This is a genomic window from Marinobacter nauticus (assembly GCF_003634635.1).
GTDB lineage: Bacteria > Pseudomonadota > Gammaproteobacteria > Pseudomonadales > Oleiphilaceae > Marinobacter > Marinobacter nauticus.
Map to the genome: position 1 here is coordinate 275968 of NZ_RBJB01000005.1, position 20027 is coordinate 295994.

The following is a 20027-nucleotide window of genomic DNA, read 5'->3' on the forward strand; positions in this document are numbered from 1 at the left end:
CCTCAATCCGCCGGCACCATCCGGTATACCTTGCCGTTATCGGAGTCGGTCAGCAGCCAGAGTGCGCCGTCTGGCCCCATACGCACATCGCGGATACGTTCACCCACGTCGGTGAGCAGATCTTCCTCCTCGATGACTTTTTCTCCGTCGAGGGACAAGCGCACCAGTTTCTGAAGCTTCAGGGCGCCGACAAACAGATCGCCCTGCCATTGCGGGAAAAGATCTCCGGTATAGAACACCATGCCAGAGGGCGCAATGGATGGGTCCCAGTAATGCAATGGTTCTGTGATGCCTTCCATCGTGGTACGGCTGGAGATCGGCAGGCCCGAGTAGTCAATGCCGTAGGTGACCTTGGGCCAGCCATAGTTATTACCCGCGCGAAGGACGTTGACCTCATCGCCGCCCCGGGGGCCATGTTCATGGCTCCAGATCTCACCGGTTTGTGGGTGCCGGGTCATACCCTGAATGTTGCGGTTGCCATAGGTGAAGAAAGACGCGTTGAAGCCGCTTTGATCGGCAAAGGGGTTGTCCTCTGCCGGCTCACCGCTGATGGTGATTCTGTGAACGCCACCGGCATCGTCTGCGGTATCCTGAGCACGATCCATTTCACCCCGGTCACCGACTGAGATGTATAGATTGCCGTCGCGATCAAACTGCATCCGGCCCGCGAAGTGCCGGCTGGTGTTTGAACGGGGAAGAGCCTCGAAGATCACCTCGACATCTTGCAAAGAGTCGTCAGCCAGAGTCGCCCGGGCAACCCGGGTGGTCATGCCCTCGCGATTACGGTGAGCGTAGCTAAGGAACAACAGCCGGTTAGCCTCGAAATCCGGATGCAGCAGTACATCCAGCAGGCCACCCTGGCCCGAAACGACTAGCTCCGGCAGGCCTTTGACTGGTTCACTGCGAAGTTGCCCATCTTCCAGAATTCGTAAACGGCCCTCCCTTTCGGTAATCAGTGCAGATCCGTCGGGCAGGAAAGCGATGGCCCAGGGGTGTTCCAGCCCTGCGGCTACGGTTTCCAGATGAAAGTCTGCCTTTTCGGATTGATAGGTCTGGTTTGCCTGTGTGGCCAGGGCTGCCGAGACCAGTAGGCTGGCCAGAGTCCACTTCCAGAATTTGCGCTTGAACATATCCGTCTCCGCCTCTCTGTTGTTCTTAGAGATCTTCAGCACCTGCAATAACCATAGCAGGTCGTGGTATTGCGGCCGATGCGAGCCTCTGGAGATATAGAGTTTCGCGATAATTTCGGAGCATTTACATTTGGTATTTCAAATCTAAACCATTCGCATTAACATAGTGGGGTTTAAAAATGACGTGGTCTTAATCAACCAAGGAGCCGTTAGATGTCTCTGAATCCGGAGCCCCGATTTAGAAGAAAAACCCTGATCACTGCCATGATGTGTGCGACTCTGCCGGGACTGGCAGCAGCGCAGGGCAGCGAACCGAAGGCATTGGAAGCCCTGGATGTTACCGCAACCCGTGGCCAGGTGGCCTCGGAAACGACGGAGAGTTACATCAGCGGAGCCAGCACAACCTCCATGAAGATGGAGCTGTCACACCGGGAGGTCCCTCAGGCCGTCACGGTCATTACCCGCGAACAGATGGACGATTTCGCCCAGAACGACATTAACGATGTTCTGGAAGGCACCACCGGTGTCACCGTAGAGTCGGTGGAAACAGACCGCACGTACTACACCTCACGTGGTTTCGATATCAACAACTTCCAGTACGACGGTGTTGGCATGCCGGCGGTATATGACAACGTTCAGGGTGAGCTGGACACCGCTTTCTTTGATCGCGTGGAGGTGGTTCGGGGCGCCAACGGTTTGATGACCGGTTCCGGCAGCCCGGCCGCCACAGTCAACTTTATTCGCAAGCGCCCAACCGCTGACACCAATGCCTCGGTTGCGGTGACTGGTGGTTCCTGGGACAAAAAACGGATTGTCGGTGATGTTTCCGGTGCCGTGTCTGAATCCGGGGCGGTGCGCGGCCGTGTGGTTGCCGGTTATGAGGACAAAGGCTCCTACCTTGACCGGTATAACAACGAAAAGCAGATGTTCTACGGGGTGCTGGAAGCAGACCTGACCGATACCACGTTGCTGACCCTTGGCCACGCCGTTCAGACGTCTGATACAGACAGTCCGTTGTGGGGGGCGCTGCCTTTGTTCTACTCCGATGGCTCAGCGACGGATTTTGCGCGTTCAACCAGCACGGCTTCAGACTGGTCCTACTGGGACAACACCCAGCACAACAGCTTTGTTGAATTGCGTCAGGAGCTTGCTGGTGGCTGGAGAGCCACGGGCACGGTGTTCCGGCTGGAGAATGAAAGTGAGTCCGAACTCTTTTATCAGTATGGTACTCCGGATCGCCAAACGGGTGAGGGACTTAAAGCCTACCCCAGTCAGTACGACCTGGATGTAGAGCAGTGGGTCGTGGATGCATACGCTACCGGCCCGTTCCAACTGGCTGATCGAACCCATGAGCTGGTTTTGGGGGCATCCTGGTCTCGCTCAGAGACGGTGGACGAGTCTCGCTATGGCCGCGGCATCGGGAATCCCTTACCACCGCTCAATGAGTGGGATGGGAACTACCCCAAGCCTGCTTTTGATAATGGTGTCGGCGGCTCTGACTGGACCGACCGCGAAACGTCCACCTATGCTGCCGCTCGTTGGTCGCTGACCGATCAACTCACCGCCATTACAGGGCTCCGTCTGACCTGGCTGGATAACAAGGGCGAAAGCTACGGAGCGACCAAGGAAAGCAGCTACGATGCCGTGAAAACACCCTATGCAGGTCTGATCTACGACATCAATGACGATCATTCGGTCTACGCCAGCTATACCGAGATTTTCACTCCCCAGACTGAGGTGGACATCAATCGTGATCGACTGGATCCTATTGACGGGGTCAACTATGAGCTGGGCCTGAAAAGTGAGTTTCAGAACGACCGTGTGAACACCACTATTGCTTTGTTCCAGACTGAGCAGAAGAACGTAGCCGAGGCAGAAGGAGTGTTCTCCGGAACCAATGATTCTTATTACACCGCTGTGGATGGGTTGACCAGCCAGGGTGTGGAGGCCGAAATAGTGGGTGATCTCACCGACCGAATTCAGCTCTTCGCCGGTTATACCTATGTGGATATTGAGGACAAGGATGGTAAAGGGGCCAAGTCCTTCGTGCCAGAGCATCTAGCCCAGTTGCGCGCTACCTGGAAGGTGCCGGGGGTCGAAGGGTTGAAGCTTGGTGGCAAGGTACGCTGGCAGTCTGAGATTACCCAGGAACAGGGTGTTGCGACTACCGGCCCGAATGCCGGTGAGACCATCGTCACAGAGCAGGACAGCTATGCGGTGCTGGATCTGATGGCAAGCTATGATTTCGCCCGACACTGGAATGCAACCCTGAACGTAAACAACGTGACCGACGAGAAGTACATCGAGAGCCTGAAGAAATTTGGTGCCTCGGCCCAGGGTTTCTACGGTGAGCCGGCCAATGCCAGCCTGACCGTTTCCTGGGTGTATTAATCACAGAGTGGGGCAGTCGGCGCTGCGCTGGCTGCCCCGGTTTTTGTTGATCAAGCCTCAAGGAGAGTGAGCATGAATCCGGAACAGGAAATACGCGATGGATTGAAGCTGGCGGCAGGTTCAGGTGCCGTCATAGGATTGATTGCGTTGGGAGTGATACTGGTTTCGATGGTCGGAGCTAGCTGATCCGCTCTTTCCGATAGATCCCACATGTTCCGCAATAGCCGCCTCCGGGCAATAAATATTTGAGGCAGCACCCTTTGCGCTGAGGGATGGCACACCACTGTTGGCTGAATTCTGCCGGAATCCAGTCAATGTATCGGTTGGCCTCGCATTTGAACTGCGCCAGCCAGCTACCGGCCTGTTTACACAACTCTGCCGGATTAACCCGGTTCCACACCACCGAATAGGGCGCACCCAACGCCAGCCCGACACTGCTCCAGTAGGCCCCTGGACTAACCCCGAAATGCTGCCGGAACACACCGTACCAGTCTTGCATCTGTTCACTGAGAATTCTTATGAACGCCTCAGGCTCCATGATCTCCTGTTCACTGGCCGCATATTGCCAGCGAGACGGGTCCGCTGGTGTTGATGTTGTCGGGCACAGGAAAACCCGCCGGGGATCGAGTGCAGCACTGCTGCCATCCCTGAACAGCCGGATCACCAATGGTCCGATAATCTGAAGTGCCAGGCTCTGGTGCAGGACAGAAAGCCGCGCCTTGCGGAGTCGCGGATGATCGGCATCCTGATAGTCCTTGAGCACCTGTTGTTGCAGAAGGTCTGGATTTGCCAGTAGCTGGGCCAGGGAGAACAACGCGGGTTGTTCGCGGTTGGCGGGTGCCAGTGCGCTGTCCATCAGAGTGGTAGCGTCAAGGCCGTGGCGGGCCAACAGATTGTGGTAATCCGTCAGCCATTGCGTCGCTGCCTCAGCCGCGACCATGACGGCTGAGCCCCCACAGGAAGTACAAGCCGCCGACCAGGGCGGCCAGCAGCCCCGCGGGTAGCTGATTGGGATACACCAGAACCCGGGCCAGGTAGTCGGCCAGTGAAAGCAGTAGCCCCCCCGCCAGGGCTGCGACCAGCATTTGCCGGCCCACGGTCTGCTGCCCCAGTACCCGGGCCAGGTGCGGGGCGATCAACCCGACGAAGCTTAATGGCCCTATCACTACAGTCGACGCCGCGGTCAGCATGGCAGCCAGCACCAGTAGAAGAAGTCGCGCCCGTGGCACCCGCAGTCCCAGGGCAGAGGCGGATGTTTCGCCCAGGGGCAGTAGTGTGAGCGGTCGCAGGGCAAGCAAGAGCAAGGTCGAAAGGCCTACCACCAGTGCCAGTAAACCGATGGCTTCGGATTCCGAGATCAGCCAGGTGGAGCCGTACATCCAGTTCAGCAGGCGTGCTGCCACGGTGCCGCCAGAGGCCATCACCAGTCTCAGGCCGGCATCCATGAAAACGTACAGTGCCAGGCCGCCAAGCAACAGCTGGTTGCCCGCAAACTGGTGCTTGCGGGCCAGCAACAGTAACAGGCCCAGAGCGCCGGCGGCACCCGCCGTGGCCGCCGCCAGTTGGCCAAGCCGGCCAATCTCAAGCCCTGTCAGGACCATAACCACCATCACCAACGCTGCACCGCCGCTGATGCCCAGCAGCTCCGGGCTGCCCATGGGGTTGCCGGTCATCCGCTGAATCAGGGTGCCGGCCATACCCAGAGCCATGCCGGCAAGGATAGCAGCCATCAATCTTGGGCCTCGCCATACCCAGGCGTCTGTCCACTGCGCCAACGGGGTCCAGTTCCAACCTTCAAGACCCGGAGACCAACTCATGGAAAGAATGATCGTCAGGGCTAACAGAGAGCACAGAGTTCCGGCAACCAACAGCGGGCTTCGGCGGCGCGGCAGAAAGCCCACAGGTCCGTTGCCCTGGTCAGGCATATGGTGAGTGTTTCGGAACCCCTGAAGCGCCAGAAGGATAACCGGGCCGCCAATGAGAGCGGTGGTGGTACCGGTCGGAACCAGCGAGCCGCCATCCCAGGCAGTCGCCCATTGGGCCAGAGTATCCGCCAGTAACAGCAGGCCGCCACCAGCCAGTGTGCTCCAGAACAGCCGTTCGGTCAGTGTTCTGGCGCCCAGCAGTCTTGCCAATACTGGTGCTGCCAGGCCAACAAATGCGACAAGACCAACCCGGCTCACCACCACGGAGCTCATAAGCACCACCAGGAAAAGTGCAGCGGCGCGAAGTAACGACACCTTTGCTCCCAGCGAATCTGCTGAGGCCTGACCAAGCTGAAGCAGCTGTAGCGGGCGCATCAGGGCCAGCATGAGCGCGGCAATAACCAGCACCCGGGGAAGCAGATCAAAGAATGGGGTCCAGTTGTTCTGTACCAGAGATCCCGCGCCCCAGATAAACAGATTACCGAGCCACTCACCTTTCAGAAGCAGGAAGGCCATGTTGATGGCGCCGAGAAAAAAGGTAACCACCAGCCCGGCCAGAATCACGGTCACAGGTGAGAAGCCAAGCCGCCATGTGAGCACTATTACCAGGCCGATGGCGAGCAAGCCACCGGCTACTGCGGCAAGATCAGGGCTGAAAGCCAGCAAACCTGGTGCAAACAGGGTGGCAAAGGTAACACCGAACTGTCCTCCGGCTTCGACCCCCAGGGTAGTGGGTGAGGCCAATGGGTTGCCAAGTACCTGTTGGGTAACAGCTCCTGCCAATCCCAGTGCGCAGCCAATCAGTATCGCGATGGAGACCCTCGGTGCCCAGCTGAAGTGGGCCAGAACGGAAGTGTACTGATTGCCATCAAAGGTCCAGAATGCGGCGAGAAGCTGTGAAAAGTGCAGTTGGTCGAACCAGGGTAAGGCACTGGCGCTGAATGCGGTAAGCCAGAGTAACGCGACCGCAATCGGGAGCCTGGCTGGAATCTCCGGGCGACTGGCGGTGTGCAGAGCGGATTCAGCGGCGGACATTGTCACTGCCCCCTTCAATCAGAGCGTTGGTCAGGGCAATGGCCAGGCGCTTCACCGGATAAACCCCACCAAAAGGCCAGGCAGCGGGAATCCGGTAGATCTCGTCGTTCTGTACCGGTGGCAGGTAGGTCCAGAAGGGACTGTTAGCCAGACTGTCAGCCAGGCCCGGAACCAGTGGCTCTATCACCACGATGCGGCTGTTTCGTGCATCTGCCACAGATTCAAGGCCTATGGCTGAAAACCCCCAGTAGTTGCCTGGATCTGACCAGGCATTGGTAAGCCCAAGGTTATCCAGGGCAGTCTGGAACAGACCGTTGGGGGCATAGATGCGGACATGGCGGTCATCCATAAAGTTCACCAGGGCAACCGGCTTGTCGGTGATGCCGGCTTGCTCCAGTCGTTTCCGCTGTTGGTTCAGGGTTTGTTCGATATCGGCCAGTACCCATTCGGCCCGGTCGATCCGGCCGGTGATTTCGCCCAGGGTTATCAGCATTTCACGGGCCCTGTCGAATGGACGGGCGTCTTTTTTATACACGCTGATGACGTAGGTTGGCGCAATCCGCTCCAACAGTTCGGCCGCGGGAGCCATTTCGGTGCTGGTGACGATCAGGTCGGGTTTCAGTTCTGCGATTGCCTCCAGGCTGGGCGCGACCCTGGTGCCGACATTGGCGACGCTGTCAGGCAGTTCCGGCTCCTGTACCCAGGTGTGATAGCCGGCTTTGTCTGCCACGCCAACGGGGGGGATACCCAGTAATAGCAGCGTCTCGGTGGCGGCCCAGTTCAGCGCGATAATGCGTTCAGGGGGCTCTTCAAGGGTTAGTGTGCCGCCTTCGTGGTGCCAGGTCTGGGCGGTTCCTGCGATCGGCAGCAGAAAGAGCAGCGCGCCGAGCATCATGGCTTTCGTGTTAATGGACATAGGAAACCCATTGCCCCGGCGCCCGCTCCATCACGCCCATGGGAACGCTGTAGATGGACTCAAGAATCTGGCTGTCCATGATCTCTGCCGGAGTGCCATCGGCCACCACCTGGCCCGCTTTCAGGGCCACCAACCGGTCGCAGAAGCGGGAGGCCAGATCGACATCATGCAGTACCACAATCACGGTCAATTCGCGCTGGCGGGCAAGGCGCTGAACAAGGCGCAACGTTTCTACCTGATGCTTTACATCCAGGGCGGAGATGGGTTCGTCCAGCAGCAGGCAGCGTGTTTGCTGTGCCAGCAACATGGCAATCCAGGCGCGTTGGCGCTCGCCACCAGAGAGAGTGTCGACAGAGCGGTGTTCAAAAGGTTTGAGGTCGGTGTCTGCGATAGCCTGATCAATCAGCGCATAATCCGCATCGCTGTAGCGGCCAAGAGGGCCTCGCCAGGGGTAGCGGCCCAGCGCGATCAGCTCCCGGACCGTCAGGCCATCGGTGCCCGGCGGGTGCTGGGGCAGGTAGCCGACAATCCTGGCGAAAGCGCGGGCGCCCAGACTTTTCGCAGCGTTACCCTCAAGCCTGACATCACCGGTACTGGCTGGAATCTGCCTGGCCAGTGTCTTTAACAAAGTGGATTTCCCCGAGCCGTTGTGGCCAAGCAGGGCGGTCACCTGGCCTTCGTTAAAGGCCAGGTTAATGTTATGAAGGATAGCCGTGCTACCAATGTGAACGGCGAGATCGCGGACATCAAAAAACGCGGACATTCAGATTCCCCTGTTTCTGTGGCTGGCAGGATAATCTAAATGCGAATACCTATCAATAATAAGTGGTAAACAGCATTACCTTCTTACGCCTGACCTGTTTGCACGCGCCACTGCGCGGCGTAGGCTCCGTTATTGCGTATCAGGCTGTCGTGATCGCCTTCCTCAACAATCCGGCCATTCTCGACCACGGCAATGGTGTCCGCATCCACAATGGTGGAAAGCCGGTGGGCAATCATAATAACGGTGCGGTTATGACCAATGCGCTTGAGTGAGCGCTGAATGGCGGCTTCGGTTTCGTTATCCACGGCGCTGGTTGCTTCGTCCAGCACCAGAATGGGCGGATTCTTCAGCAGCGCCCGGGCCAGGGACAGCCTTTGACGCTGGCCGCCGGACAGGCGAATGCCTCGTTCACCAACAGGAGTGTCCAGGCCTTCCGGTAGCGCCTCAATAAAGGACCAGGCCTCGGCAGTACGAGCGGCATCAATGATCTCTTCTTCGCTGGCATCGGGTTTGCCATAGGCAAGGTTGTCGCGGATGTTGCCCTCAAACAGGTAGACATCCTGGCTGACCAGGCCAATGGCATCGCGCAGGGACTTCAGGCTCACCCCACGAATGGGCTGGCCGTCAATCCGGATGTCTCCATGGGCGGGGTCGTAGAACCGCAATAACAGCTTGATCAATGTGGACTTGCCGGAGCCGGTCGCCCCCACCAACGCGAGGGTATTGCCTGCTGGAACGCTCAGGGTAATGTCCTGTATGCCTGCGCCGCTGCCGGCGTAACGGAAGCTCACCTGGTTGAATGAGACCTTTCCGCGAACGGGTTGTTCCAGGGACTTGCCGGCATCATCCCGGACGTTTACCGGTTCCGCGAGCAGATCGAGAATCCGTCGGGTACTGGCCATGGCCCGTTCAAACAGATCAATCACTTCCGCCAGGCCGGTCAGGGGCCAGAGCAGTCGCTGGGTGAGGAACACCAGCACCCCGTAAGCGCCCACGTTCAGGCTGCCTTCCAGCGCCATCATACCGCCAACGGTAAAGGTGGCCAGGAAGCCGGCCAGAATGGCCATTCGAATGACCGGAATGAATGCGGAGCTGATACGAATGGCGCGGCGGTTAGCATCAACATAGGCTTCGCTCGCGTCCTTCAGGCGTTTGGCTTCCCGCTGTTCGGCGGTGAAGCTCTTGATCGTGGCGATGCCACCCAGATTAATGGCCAGGCGGCTGGACAGGTCGCCTACTTTCTCCCTTACGTCTGCGTACAGTGGACCGGCTTTGCGCTGGAAATAGAAGGCACCCCAGATGATCAGGGGAATAGGTGTGAACGCCAACAGGGCAATCAGTGGCGACAGCACAAAGAATACGGCACCCACAGCCACTACGGTAACCGCTACCTGAATCATGGCATTGGCGCCGCCATCCAGGAAACGCTCCAGCTGGTTTACATCGTCGTTCATGGTGGCTACCAATTGTCCGGAGCTGTTGGCCTCAAAGAAGCCCATGTCCAGACGCTGGGCGTGTTCGTAAGCGTCTTGTCGGAGATCGGACTGCAGTCGCTGGGCCAGGTTGCGCCAGAGAATCTGGAACAGGTACTCAAACAGCGACTCACCAGCCCAGATGAAGAAGGTGAGCACCGCCAGGATGGTGATCTGCTCCTGCGCAGTCTCAAAGCCCAGGCCGGCAACGAAGCTCTCTTCCTGGTTCACCACTACATCGATGGCGACGCCGATCAGTATTTCCGGGGCAATGTCGAAGAGCTTGTTGATGATGGAGCAGGTGGTGGCGGCGATGATCTGGCGCCGGTAACCACGCGCGTATCGAAGCAGGCGGCCGAGAGCGGCAAAGCTGCTGGTGTGCTGGGCGCGTGTGGTCATGTTCCGCTTCCTTCTGCTGTCTGGTTGTCAGAGGCGGGAAGGGTAGCGGATTCTTTCGTTTTTTAAAACAGAATCATTTTCACTTGCGGGCGTTTCTTTGCAGCCACCGGTCCAGTTGGTCGGCAAACTCTTTTCGATCTCCCTGGCTGAATGGGGCCGGCCCGCCGGTTACCTGGCCGGCGTTGCGCATTTCTTCCATGAAGTTGCGCATGGCAAGGCGCTGGCGGATGTTTTCTTTGGTGAAGGCCTGCCCACGGGGGTTGAAGACGTCTGCGCCTTTTTCGATGGCTTCGGCGGCCAGGGGAATGTCCTGGGTAATCACCAGATCGCCTTTGCTCATCTGGTCCATAATTTCGTTGTCTGCAACGTCGAAACCGTGGGGGACTTGCCGGCGGCTGATGTGTGGGCTTGGTGGCAGGCTGATGGCGTGGTTGGCGATGAAGGTGGTCTGGATTTGCCAGCGGGTAGCGGCACGGCAGAGGATTTCCCGGATGGGAACGGGGCAGGCATCGGCGTCGACCCAGATTGGCATTTCGGTTTTCCTTCGTTGGTTTGGCTGTTGGTCAGTTTAACCTTTCATGTGGTGAGCCTGTTAGTTTGGTTCCGCGTATTGGCTAGTAGGCGGTAAGACATTGGGTGCCTGTGTCATTGGGGGCTACTTTCCAAAAACCGCTACGAGCACATCCATGTGCGCTTCTCTCAGGCCATCCATGGCCTTCGAAATTTTTGGAAAGTAACCCCCAATGACACAGATCTGGCACTGGTGATACCGCCGCGATATGCGCGCTGACGGAATCTTTGAGGAATCATTATGAAAGCGTTTGTGTTTTGTTTGATGGCCATCGGCGCTTTAGGGTTTTCTCAAACCCATGCCTCAGAAAAGGACGCCTGGGCTGCCCTTAGAGAGGGGAGAGCCGTTTTGATGCTGCGTCATGCCCTGGCTCCAGGCACCGGTGATCCAGTCGGGTTTGTGCTCGGAGATTGCAGTACCCAGAGGAACCTGAACGACACGGGGCGTGAGCAGGCCCGGGCGTGGAAAGCGTTTCTGGCAGAACATGGAATTGATGAGGCGAGGGTGTTTTCCAGCCAGTGGTGTCGATGTCTTGAGACCGCCCAGGAAATGAATATGGGGCCAGTGACTGAGTGGCCGGCTCTGAATTCATTTTTTCGCAACCGGGGCGATGGCCCGCAACAGACCCGTGAAACCATCAACTTGGTGAGTGCCCTTGGGCCCGGCATGCCGGTGGTGATGGTCTCACACCAGGTGAATGTGACGGCGTTGACGGGCATTTTTCCGGCTTCGAATGAAGGGGTGATTCTGGCGTTGCCGTTGTCGGAGAACCCGGACATTCTGGCGAGGGTGGCGCCGGGGCAATAGTGGTATAATCCTGTGCTCATTCAGTTAACAGGAAATGATAATGTCTCAGTTGCCCCCTTGCCCCAAGTGCAGTTCTGAATACACCTACGAAGATGGCGTTCAGCTGGTGTGCCCGGAGTGCGGCCATGAATGGACGGAGGCCGAGCAGGCAGCGGCTGAAGCAGGCAAGGTGGTTCGTGATGCCAATGGCAATGAGCTGCAGGATGGCGATACCGTCACCGTAATCAAGGATCTGAAGGTGAAGGGTTCCAGCCTGGTGGTGAAGGTGGGAACCAAGGTCAAGAACATCCGCCTGGTGGATGGCGATCACGACATTGATTGCAAGATTGATGGTGTGGGGGCCATGAAGCTCAAGTCGGAGTTTGTTAAGAAGGCCTGACTTGGATTCGGCACCGGGGAGTCCGGTGCCGTCTGCTGTGATTGATTAACTGGCAGCCAGCACTTGTTGTTCCAGTTCTTTGGCCAGATTGGGTTCTATCTTCAGGGCACCGGCCAGCTGTTCCAGCCAGGCACGCTCCATCGGGTTCTGTTCGTCAATCATCACGGCGCTGACGACGTAGATTTCCCGGGCTGCCTGGGGCGAATCGGCGTTGCGTGCCAGAGCACTGGCATCCAGTGGCGCATCGAATTGTTGCTGGATCCATGCCTGGAGTTCGTCGTCCGGGCCCAGTCGCTCGATTTCCTGAGTCAGTAGTTGTCTTTCATTGGCATCAATATGGCCATCGGCACGGGCGGCCATAATCATGGCCTGGAGAATTTCCAGCCCACGACGCTCCTGGTCGGCTCCCTGCAACTGCTCAAGGGGGTGGCCCTGTTGCACCGGGGCGGGCTGTGCCTGGCCCTGATTGGTGCTCTGGTAGTTCTGATAGGCCTTCCATGCCAGTACGCCGACGCCGGCCAGGGCGCCATACTTCAGTGCCTTGCCGCCCATTTTGCGGCCACGCTTGGAGCCCAGCATGAGCCCCAGTGCTCCGCCGCCCAGAAGACTTTTTACGTCAATGCCACTGCCGCTTTTACCTCCGGACAGCTGGTCGCCAAGGTTGCCCATCATCTGGTTTACGTTCATTCCACCCTGGCTGCCCTGGCGGGACTGACCGCCCTGGGCCTGGTTCATGATCTGGTTCAGCACTGACATTACGTTCATTGTCTGGCTCCTTTTCCGCCTGGTTGCCGTTGGCTCGGTTTTGATTCTAGCCTCAGTAAACCCTATCCGGCATGAACGCCAGATGAACAGATTGTCTGGATAACGACGGCAAAGTTCCTTTTGGCATCATCTTTTTTGGTAAGGTTGTGTCAAAACAGGGTGCGTATTTGCAGCGTCATCCTATAATCATGGTTAGCGAAATTAACCCATTCACCGGGATAAATGGACTGACTACTTGGCGGCTCTGAAACGCAATATCTGGACGCTGTACTTTCTGATCGTAATCGTCGGCGTTGCGCTTTTAGGGGTGTCTCTCCAGCAGCGCTGGCAGGAGACCCTGTCTTACGAAACTGCGCATCAGTTGTCCAGGGCTGAGCTCATATCCCAATCCGTTCACAGTCTGTTCCGGACTCAGGAACTGGTGCTCGATGTCGTTGGGCGCGAACTCCTCGACAGTGGCGAACCGCTGGAAGAGCGGAGGGAAACGCCTTTATTGGACAGTATCCTTTCGGTTAACCCGGCCCTCGTTGGTTTTGGCCTGGCCCGCCCGGACGGCACGCTGGTTCGTATCAGCACCAATATGGATGCCAGCCGCCTGCCCAATCTCCTGGAGAACCCCAGTACCGCAGAAGGTTTCAGGCAAGCCCTTGAGTCGGATGTGATGGTGGTAGGGCGTACTTATTATATGGAGGCGCTTGGTGCCTGGTTAATCCCGATACGAAAGGCCTTGCGAGCGGACGATGGTTCTGTGGTTGCAGTAATGACCGCCGGACTGGAGATTGGTGCCGAAGGTTCAGTTCTTGGGCAGGATCTGCACGATGGTCCCGAGGACAGTGTCATCCTTTTTCGGGAGGCAGACAAATACGTCCAGTTTATGTCGCGAGAGGGCGCAACGCCTGAGCGATATTCTGCCTCGCAGGTCAACGAGGAGCGCTTGAGCGCACAGCGGCGTGATTTTGAGGAGGGAACCGGAAAGACCATGGCGGATATCATGGCCAGTCCGGAGGCGGTTTCTTTTCATATGTCCCGCGACCAGCGAGATTATCTGACAGCCGCCACCTTCGACGCTCGGTATCAGATCTGGACAGTGTCCGAGACGCGTTTTGCCCCTCTTTACCGCGATTTTACGGGAACCCTCGTACCCTACGTGATTGGCTTTGTACTGGGCGCCTGGTTGCTCTACCTGTTGTTCCGGGTTATTGATCGTGCCGAGGGAGAGCGTCGGGAAGAGTTACTGTACCGGGCTCGACATGACGATCTCACCGGCCTGTTAAACCGCGCCGGGCTCCTGGACCGATTGGAAGGCAGACTTTCTCAGGCGAGGCCGTTCAGTCTGGTGGTGATCAACATTGATAACTTCAGTGGTATCAATGACCGCTTTGGGCTGGAGTACGGGGATCACACCCTGGTGGAATTCGGGCGAAGACTTGAGCGGTTGGCGGAACGACACGACGATCTGGCGAGGCTCGGGAGCGATGAATTCGCCATCGTGACCCCCAATACCAACATCCCCTCGTTGACCGATGCTTGCCGGGCGCTGGTAGAAGATCTGGCCCAAATCTTTGAAGTGGGCCGGCTTCGTCTCCAGGTGGGCGCGAGTGTCGGGGTGGCCCGGTACCCCGAAGACGGAGACTCCCTCAGCAAGCTGATTCGTAGTGCCCACCTGGCGTTGTATGAGGCCAAACAAAGCCGGAATGCCGTCTGCGTCTACAAGGCAGAAATGGAAACCGCTTATCTACGGCGGCTGAACGTGGAACAGAGGCTGCGCTATGGCCTGGCCTCTCATGCTCTCTATATGGTGTACCAACCGCAGGTGAACGATGCAGGCGATACCATTGGTCTGGAGGCTTTGGTGCGCTGGCAGGATGAAGAGTTGGGATTCGTTTCGCCGGCAGAATTCGTGGATGTGGCCGAGAAAAGCGGTCTGATGATTCCTCTGGGTAACTTCGTGCTGGACACCAGCCTGAGGGAATTCCGGCAACTGATAGACAAGGTGCAACAGCCGCTGGATCTGGCCATCAACATCTCAGTGATTCAGTTCTGCCAGCCAGGCTTCGTGGATACAGTACTCAACGCCCTGAAAACCCACGATGTCTCGCCGTCCTCTCTGGTTCTGGAGATTACCGAAACGCTGTTCATGGGCAATTTCGATCAGGTGCTGCAAACTATCTGCGACCTGAGAAGCCACGGTATACGCCTGGCCATGGATGATTTCGGAACCGGCTATTCTTCCCTCAGCCTGCTGCGTCAGTTACCTCTGGATGAGCTTAAAATCGACAAAAGCTTTGTGGACGGTATTGTTGAAGATGAAAAAGCCGCCAATATGGTGCGCAGCATCGTCGCCATCGCCCGCAGCCACAACATGAGTCTGATCGCTGAGGGTGTAGAAGAGCAGGCTCAGGCCCAGGCTCTGATCAACATGGGCTGTCTGCGATTCCAGGGCTACTATTTCAGCCGACCGGTAGCCATGACAGACATTGGCCAAAAGCTCACTGACACCGCAAGACAGAACGATACCCCTGCGACCATTCGTCGCTCCTGATGGCTTTGAAGTGGCCTGCACAGGCGGCTACATTAATGATATTTGTCAGAAAACAAGGAACGCCGAATGAAACAACCCATGATTGCTCTGGCCCTGGCCGCAGCCTTGGCCGCCCCGGCCGCATTTGCCGCGGATCACGGACACGGTAACCACCACCAGAGCCGTCCATTACAAATCGACCACCCCTGGAGCCGGCCAACACCGCCAGGCACCCCGATGGGCGTGGGCTATATGGTCATCACCAACCACAGTGAACAGGCTATCACTCTGGTGGGCGCAGAAACGCCAAGAGCCGGCCATGTTTCCATCCACGAAACCTCCATGCATGAGGGCGTGATGCGCATGCAGCCGGTAGACGGCGGCCTGGTGATACCCGCCGGAGAGACTGTAGAGCTAAAACCTCACAGCTATCACCTGATGCTGGAAAAGCTGCCCGAGCCCCTGGTTGAGGGCGAGAAAGTTCCGGTAAGATTGGATTTTGATGGTGCCGAAGACCTGAATATTGAACTGATGGTGCGCCCCCTTGACGGTGCCCCGGCGATGAACGACCACGCCGGCATGAAGCACTAACCACTATTGTTCTCAGCGAAATCCGGTAACGCTCAACGCTTTACGCAGACAAACAGTGCGTTTCCGGATTCGCCATCCCAGGGCAAGATGCGTTCGTAGTCGTGCTCGAAGATGGTCACGTCGAACCAGGGCTCCAACAGGGTGGCCAGCTCCCGAAAGCTAAGTGCTACCATGGGGTGCTCATCCTGCCAGGATTCACTGATGCCGTTGGTGGTGCGATCAATGCTCAGCCGGAGCGACTGCCGTTCACCACCGCCTCCGTAATGCCAGCCAGACCGAAAGGTAAACTCACTGCCATCGTGCCGGGCGGAGTGACTGACATACAGATTGTTGTTGATTCGGGTCTTGTCTACGGCATTGAAACAGAACAATCCGTTGGCTGATAACGCCTGGTGGGCGCTTTCGATACAGCCCTGAAGCTTCTCGATACCATCGCTGTAATGAATGGAGTACAGGAAGCAGGTAATCAGATCAAATGGACTATCAAACCGGAAGTCACACATATCCCGAACACTGAAGACGGCTTCCGGGCAACGCTGTTGGGCTACATCCAGCATGGGCTGATTAATATCCAGCCCTTCGCACTGGTAACCGAGGTTCAGGAAATGCCGGATGTGCGGCCCGGTACCACAGGCCAGATCCAGATGACGCCTGCCGCCATTGCCAAATAGCTGATGTAACCGCTGTATCCCGAGACTCTGGGCCGGGTAATCGATATCGGCACACATCAGATCGTAGTAGCCCGACAAGTCGGTATATAAGGCATTAATGGACAAGGGAAAGCCTCTGCAGAGTCAACTGGATCACCTCTGGCGAACAGCAGCTGCAGACGGGCCTGGCGCAGCGGGCGGGCGTTTTGAGGGTGGCGTATGGTAGCGAAAAGATGCGGGAGCGGGTAGCCACCCTCGTAGATGTACTACACCGGCTTGTCTGAGTGCCCCAGTGAGTGCTCCGGGGCAATCTGATCCCGCACCAGCTGTTTCAGTTGCTTAATATCGGGGAAGCCCCCTTGCTCCTTGCGGGACCAGATTCGGGTATCGTTTACCCAGACTTCAAAGATGCCGCCGGAGCCGGGTTTCAAGGTGAGCTCGTCGACCATGCCGTCGAAGGTGGTCAGCAGTTCCTGCGCCATCCAGGCGGATCTCAGCATCCAGTTACAGCCAGTGCAGTAATGGAGAGTAATGCGCGTTGCCATACGGTAATGCTTCCTGCATGAAGAAATCGATCAGCCATGCTATCAAATGAAGAGGACAGTTTCTTTCTCCAGAGGGAATGGTATGGCGTATTGGCTGGTGGATAGCCCTGGTTCCGGTGATGGCTGCCGGGATGCGGATTTCTGGTTGCCGCATCTGCGCGAGCAGGGCATCGAGAACGTAACCGAATGCAGGCTGGATGAATCTGAACAGTGGCTGCGCCTGGTGACTGGCAACGACGTATTGTTGGCCGCGGGTGGGGATGGCACTGTGAACGGTGTGGCCGGACTTTGCCTGCGCACCGGCGCGACTCTCGCGGTTCTTCCCTCGGGAACCGCTAATGATTTTGCTCGCAACCTGGGTATTCCGTCTGAACCGGCAGAGGTGGCCCGTCTGGTGGCGGACGGTAGCACCGAGATGATTGATGTGGCGGAGTTTGGTGACCGCATCTATCTCAACGTGGCCCACATTGGCCTGGGCACTTTGCCTTCGCGCCAAGCCAGTTCACCCACCAAAAAGCTTTTTGGAAAGTTCAGTTACATGGCCACACTGTTCCGACAACTGGGCGCCCAGCGGGGATTCCACGCCCATATCCGTACTGATCGTTCTAATCTGGGTGGTCGTTGGCTATCGATTGCCGTTGCCACGGGGGCCTATTTCGGTGGCGGCCATGAAATACCGGAGGCCTCTGCGAACGATGGTTTGCTGGATGTCATTGCCGTTAAACCGCGCCCGTTGCCGCAGCTGTTACTTGCATTTTTGATGGTGCGCCTGAACCGCAAGACGCCGCGCCGGACCAGCACCGTCATCCAGATCAAGGGCAAGTGGTGCCACGTAGAAACCACCCGCGCCAAGACGGTAACGGTGGATGGCGACGTGGCCGGTAAAACGCCCTTTCGGGCAACCTGCCGGCCGGGCGCAATCCGGGTGATTGGCAAGAAGGTGGTGCACACCGGCGAGCGGGCGCCCGCCGGTTAGGCTGACAGCCCAGATTTGCGGGCCCTGGCCGCGTGCAGCTTCTTGTAGCTCTCGATCATCTTCAGGTGCCGGTCCAGACCGCGCAGGTCCATGCCGGTTTCTTCCAGGCCAAAGAAGCGGACCGTACCGTTAATCGAGCCCACTACGGCATCCATTACCTCGTCACCAAACATCCGGCGGAAGTTGTACAGGTAGTCGTCCAGTTCCAGTTCTTCGTTCAACGTGGCTTCCAGAGCCGCGTTCATGGCCTGATAGAACAGGCCGCGCTCAACGGTGTTGTCATTGAATTGCAGGAACATCTCCACCAGCTCCTGGGCCTCTTCAAGCTCGCCCAATGCCAGGTAGATCAGCAGTTTCAGTTCCAGAATGGTGAGCTGGCCCCATACGGTGTTTTCATCGAATTCGATGCCGGTGAGGGTGACGATGGTCATGTATACATCCAGCTCGGCCTCTTCCAGGCGCTGTACCAGATTGGCCAGTTCGTCTTGACTCAAACGGTGCAGGTTGAGGATGTCTTCGCGGAATTCCAGGGCCATGTTGGTGTTGTCCCACACCAGGTCTTCCACCGGATACACCTCGGAATAGCCCGGCACCAGGATTCGGCAGACCGGCGCGCCGAGGTCTTCGAACACTGCCATGTAGCATTCTTTGCCCATGTCCGCGAGGATGCCGAACAGGGTGTCGGCTTCTTCTTCGTTGCTGCCGGAGAAATCCCATTCCACAAAATCGTAGTCGGATTTGGCGCTGAAGAAGCGCCAGGACACCACGCCGCTGGAATCGATAAAGTGTTCAACGTAGTTATTGGGCTCGGTCACCGCCATGGAGTTGAAGGTGGGCGCCGGCAGGTCGTTCAGACCTTCAAAGCTGCGACCCTGCAGCAGCTCGGTCAGACTGCGTTCCAGGGCAACGTGGAAGCTGGGGTGTGCACCGAAGGAAGCAAACACACCGCCGGTTTTGGGGTTCATCAGGGTGACGCACATCACCGGAAACTGACCGCCCAGGGAGGCATCTTTCACCAGTACCGGAAAGCCCTGTTCTTCCAGGGCTTTTATACCTTCGACAATCTCCGGGTACTTGGCCAGCACGCTCTCGGGAACATCCGGCAGGGCGATTTCGTTCTCAATGATCTCTTTCTTGACTGCCCGTTCGAAGATTTCTGACAGGCACTGTACCTGCGCTTCCTGCAGGGTATTACCGGCGCTCATGCCGTTGCTCAGGTACAGGTTCTCGATCAGGTTGGAGGGGAAGTAAACTGTCTCTCCGTCTGACTGACGCACATACGGAATGCTGCAGATACCACGCTCGGGCGTGCCCGAGTTGGTGTCGAACAGGTGCGTGCCCAGTAGTTCGCCGTCCGGATTGAAAATCTCCAGGCAGTAGTCATCCAGAATGCCGTCCGGCAGCTCGCCTTCCGGGCCGGGCTGGAACCATTTCTCGTTCGGGTAGTGCACGAACTCGCTGTTCGCGATGTCCTGGCCGAAGTACTGGTCGTTGTAGAAGAAGTTGCAGTTCAGCCGCTCGATAAACTCGCCCAGGGCCGAACACAGGGCGGCTTCCTTGGTGGCACCCTTGCCGTTGGTGAAGCACATGTGGGCCGCGGTGTCGCGGACGTGCAGAGACCACACGTGGGGCACGATGTTGCGCCAGGAGGCAATTTCGATCTTCATGCCGAGATCTGAGAGGATGCCGGTCATGTTGGCAATGGTCTGCTCCAGGGGCAGATCCTTGCCCTCGATATAGGTGTTGCCGTCGCCGCCCGGGGCAGCGGTGAGTAGGGCCTGGGCGTCTTCATCCAGGTTTTCCACCACTTCAATCTGGAAATCCGGGCCGGTTTGCACCACTTTTTTAACGGTGCAACGGTCGATGGAGCGGATGATGCCCTGGCGGTCCTTGTCCGAAATGTCTTCCGGCAGTTCCACCTGAATCTTGAAAATCTGCTTGTAGCGGTTTTCCGGGTCTACAATGTTGTTCTGCGACAGGCGGATGTTATCTGTGGGAATATCCCGGGCGTTGCAGTAAACCTTTACGAAGTAAGCCGCGCACATGGCAGATGAGGCCAGGAAGTAGTCAAACGGGCCGGGCGCCGAGCCATCGCCTTTGTAGCGGACGGGCTGGTCTGAGACGACGGTAAAATCGTCAAACTTGGCCTCAAGCCTCAGGTTGTCGAGATAATTGACTTTGATTTCCATGG

General features: G+C 57.5%; 17 protein-coding genes. 6 read left to right on the plus strand and 11 right to left on the minus strand.

The features are described 5' to 3' along the window. Window positions 1–2 precede the first annotated feature (2 nt). The gene (locus C7436_RS16270; protein WP_121208496.1) at window positions 3–1130 is read right to left on the minus strand and encodes a PQQ-dependent sugar dehydrogenase; all 1128 of its coding nucleotides are present in this window, start codon (window positions 1128–1130) and stop codon (window positions 3–5) included. 213 nt (window positions 1131–1343) lie between these two features. On the opposite strand from C7436_RS16270, the gene C7436_RS16275 reads away from it, so the two are divergent. Beyond that, window positions 1344–3521, plus strand: coding sequence for a TonB-dependent siderophore receptor (locus C7436_RS16275; protein WP_121208457.1), 2178 nt, complete (start codon window positions 1344–1346; stop codon window positions 3519–3521). A gap of 178 nt (window positions 3522–3699) precedes the next feature. Here C7436_RS16275 and C7436_RS16280 read toward each other — a convergent pair whose 3' ends face one another. The 6 genes from C7436_RS16280 to C7436_RS16305 form a co-directional block, all read right to left on the minus strand. After that, window positions 3700–4461 (minus strand): (2Fe-2S)-binding protein, encoded by a 762-nt coding sequence (locus tag C7436_RS16280; protein ID WP_121208458.1) that lies wholly within the window; start codon window positions 4459–4461, stop codon window positions 3700–3702. Then, the gene (gene fhuB / locus C7436_RS16285; RefSeq protein ID WP_121208459.1) at window positions 4448–6481 is read right to left on the minus strand and encodes a Fe(3+)-hydroxamate ABC transporter permease FhuB; all 2034 of its coding nucleotides are present in this window, start codon (window positions 6479–6481) and stop codon (window positions 4448–4450) included. The genes C7436_RS16280 and fhuB overlap by 14 nt, the downstream gene beginning before the upstream one ends. Further along, window positions 6468–7397: an ABC transporter substrate-binding protein gene (locus C7436_RS16290; RefSeq protein ID WP_121208460.1), complete on the minus strand. Its 930-nt coding sequence runs from the start codon at window positions 7395–7397 to the stop codon at window positions 6468–6470. Before C7436_RS16290 ends, fhuB begins: the two co-directional genes overlap by 14 nt. Beyond that, complete coding sequence (locus tag C7436_RS16295) at window positions 7387–8160, minus strand: ABC transporter ATP-binding protein (protein WP_121208461.1); 774 nt, start codon at window positions 8158–8160, stop codon at window positions 7387–7389. Before C7436_RS16295 ends, C7436_RS16290 begins: the two co-directional genes overlap by 11 nt. Before the next feature lie 83 nt (window positions 8161–8243). Next, window positions 8244–10031, minus strand: a complete 1788-nt coding sequence (locus C7436_RS16300; protein ID WP_121208462.1) for an ABC transporter ATP-binding protein — start codon at window positions 10029–10031, stop codon at window positions 8244–8246. 79 nt (window positions 10032–10110) lie between these two features. Next, window positions 10111–10563, minus strand: coding sequence for a YaiI/YqxD family protein (locus C7436_RS16305; protein WP_011785656.1), 453 nt, complete (start codon window positions 10561–10563; stop codon window positions 10111–10113). Window positions 10564–10866: 303 nt separating this feature from the next. Between C7436_RS16305 and C7436_RS16310 the strand changes: the two genes are divergently transcribed. Both C7436_RS16310 and C7436_RS16315 read left to right on the plus strand, forming a co-directional pair. After that, on the plus strand, window positions 10867–11409 hold the full coding sequence (locus C7436_RS16310; RefSeq protein ID WP_228198166.1) for a histidine phosphatase family protein: 543 nt from the start codon (window positions 10867–10869) through the stop codon (window positions 11407–11409). Between the two features lie 40 nt (window positions 11410–11449). Then, window positions 11450–11788, plus strand: coding sequence for a zinc ribbon domain-containing protein YjdM (locus C7436_RS16315; RefSeq protein ID WP_011785654.1), 339 nt, complete (start codon window positions 11450–11452; stop codon window positions 11786–11788). Window positions 11789–11833: 45 nt separating this feature from the next. On the opposite strand, the gene C7436_RS16320 is transcribed toward C7436_RS16315, so the two are convergent. Beyond that, window positions 11834–12553, minus strand: a complete 720-nt coding sequence (locus C7436_RS16320; RefSeq protein WP_121208464.1) for a tellurite resistance TerB family protein — start codon at window positions 12551–12553, stop codon at window positions 11834–11836. Window positions 12554–12788: 235 nt separating this feature from the next. Between C7436_RS16320 and C7436_RS16325 the strand changes: the two genes are divergently transcribed. Continuing rightward, window positions 12789–15095 (plus strand): putative bifunctional diguanylate cyclase/phosphodiesterase, encoded by a 2307-nt coding sequence (locus C7436_RS16325; protein ID WP_121208465.1) that lies wholly within the window; start codon window positions 12789–12791, stop codon window positions 15093–15095. 66 nt (window positions 15096–15161) lie between these two features. Then, window positions 15162–15665: a copper chaperone PCu(A)C gene (locus C7436_RS16330; RefSeq protein WP_121208466.1), complete on the plus strand. Its 504-nt coding sequence runs from the start codon at window positions 15162–15164 to the stop codon at window positions 15663–15665. A 32-nt stretch (window positions 15666–15697) separates the two neighbouring features. Here the strand turns inward: C7436_RS16330 and C7436_RS16335 are convergent, their stop codons facing one another. Next, window positions 15698–16441 (minus strand): class I SAM-dependent DNA methyltransferase, encoded by a 744-nt coding sequence (locus C7436_RS16335; protein WP_121208467.1) that lies wholly within the window; start codon window positions 16439–16441, stop codon window positions 15698–15700. 140 nt (window positions 16442–16581) lie between these two features. Beyond that, window positions 16582–16860 (minus strand): Rdx family protein, encoded by a 279-nt coding sequence (locus tag C7436_RS16340; RefSeq protein ID WP_014420825.1) that lies wholly within the window; start codon window positions 16858–16860, stop codon window positions 16582–16584. An 82-nt stretch (window positions 16861–16942) separates the two neighbouring features. Between C7436_RS16340 and C7436_RS16345 the strand changes: the two genes are divergently transcribed. Then, on the plus strand, window positions 16943–17836 hold the full coding sequence (locus C7436_RS16345) for a diacylglycerol/lipid kinase family protein (protein ID WP_121208468.1): 894 nt from the start codon (window positions 16943–16945) through the stop codon (window positions 17834–17836). Here the strand turns inward: C7436_RS16345 and C7436_RS16350 are convergent. After that, the gene (locus C7436_RS16350; RefSeq protein ID WP_121208469.1) at window positions 17833–20025 is read right to left on the minus strand and encodes an OsmC domain/YcaO domain-containing protein; all 2193 of its coding nucleotides are present in this window, start codon (window positions 20023–20025) and stop codon (window positions 17833–17835) included. The genes C7436_RS16345 and C7436_RS16350 overlap by 4 nt on opposite strands. Between the last annotated feature and the right edge of the window lie 2 nt (window positions 20026–20027).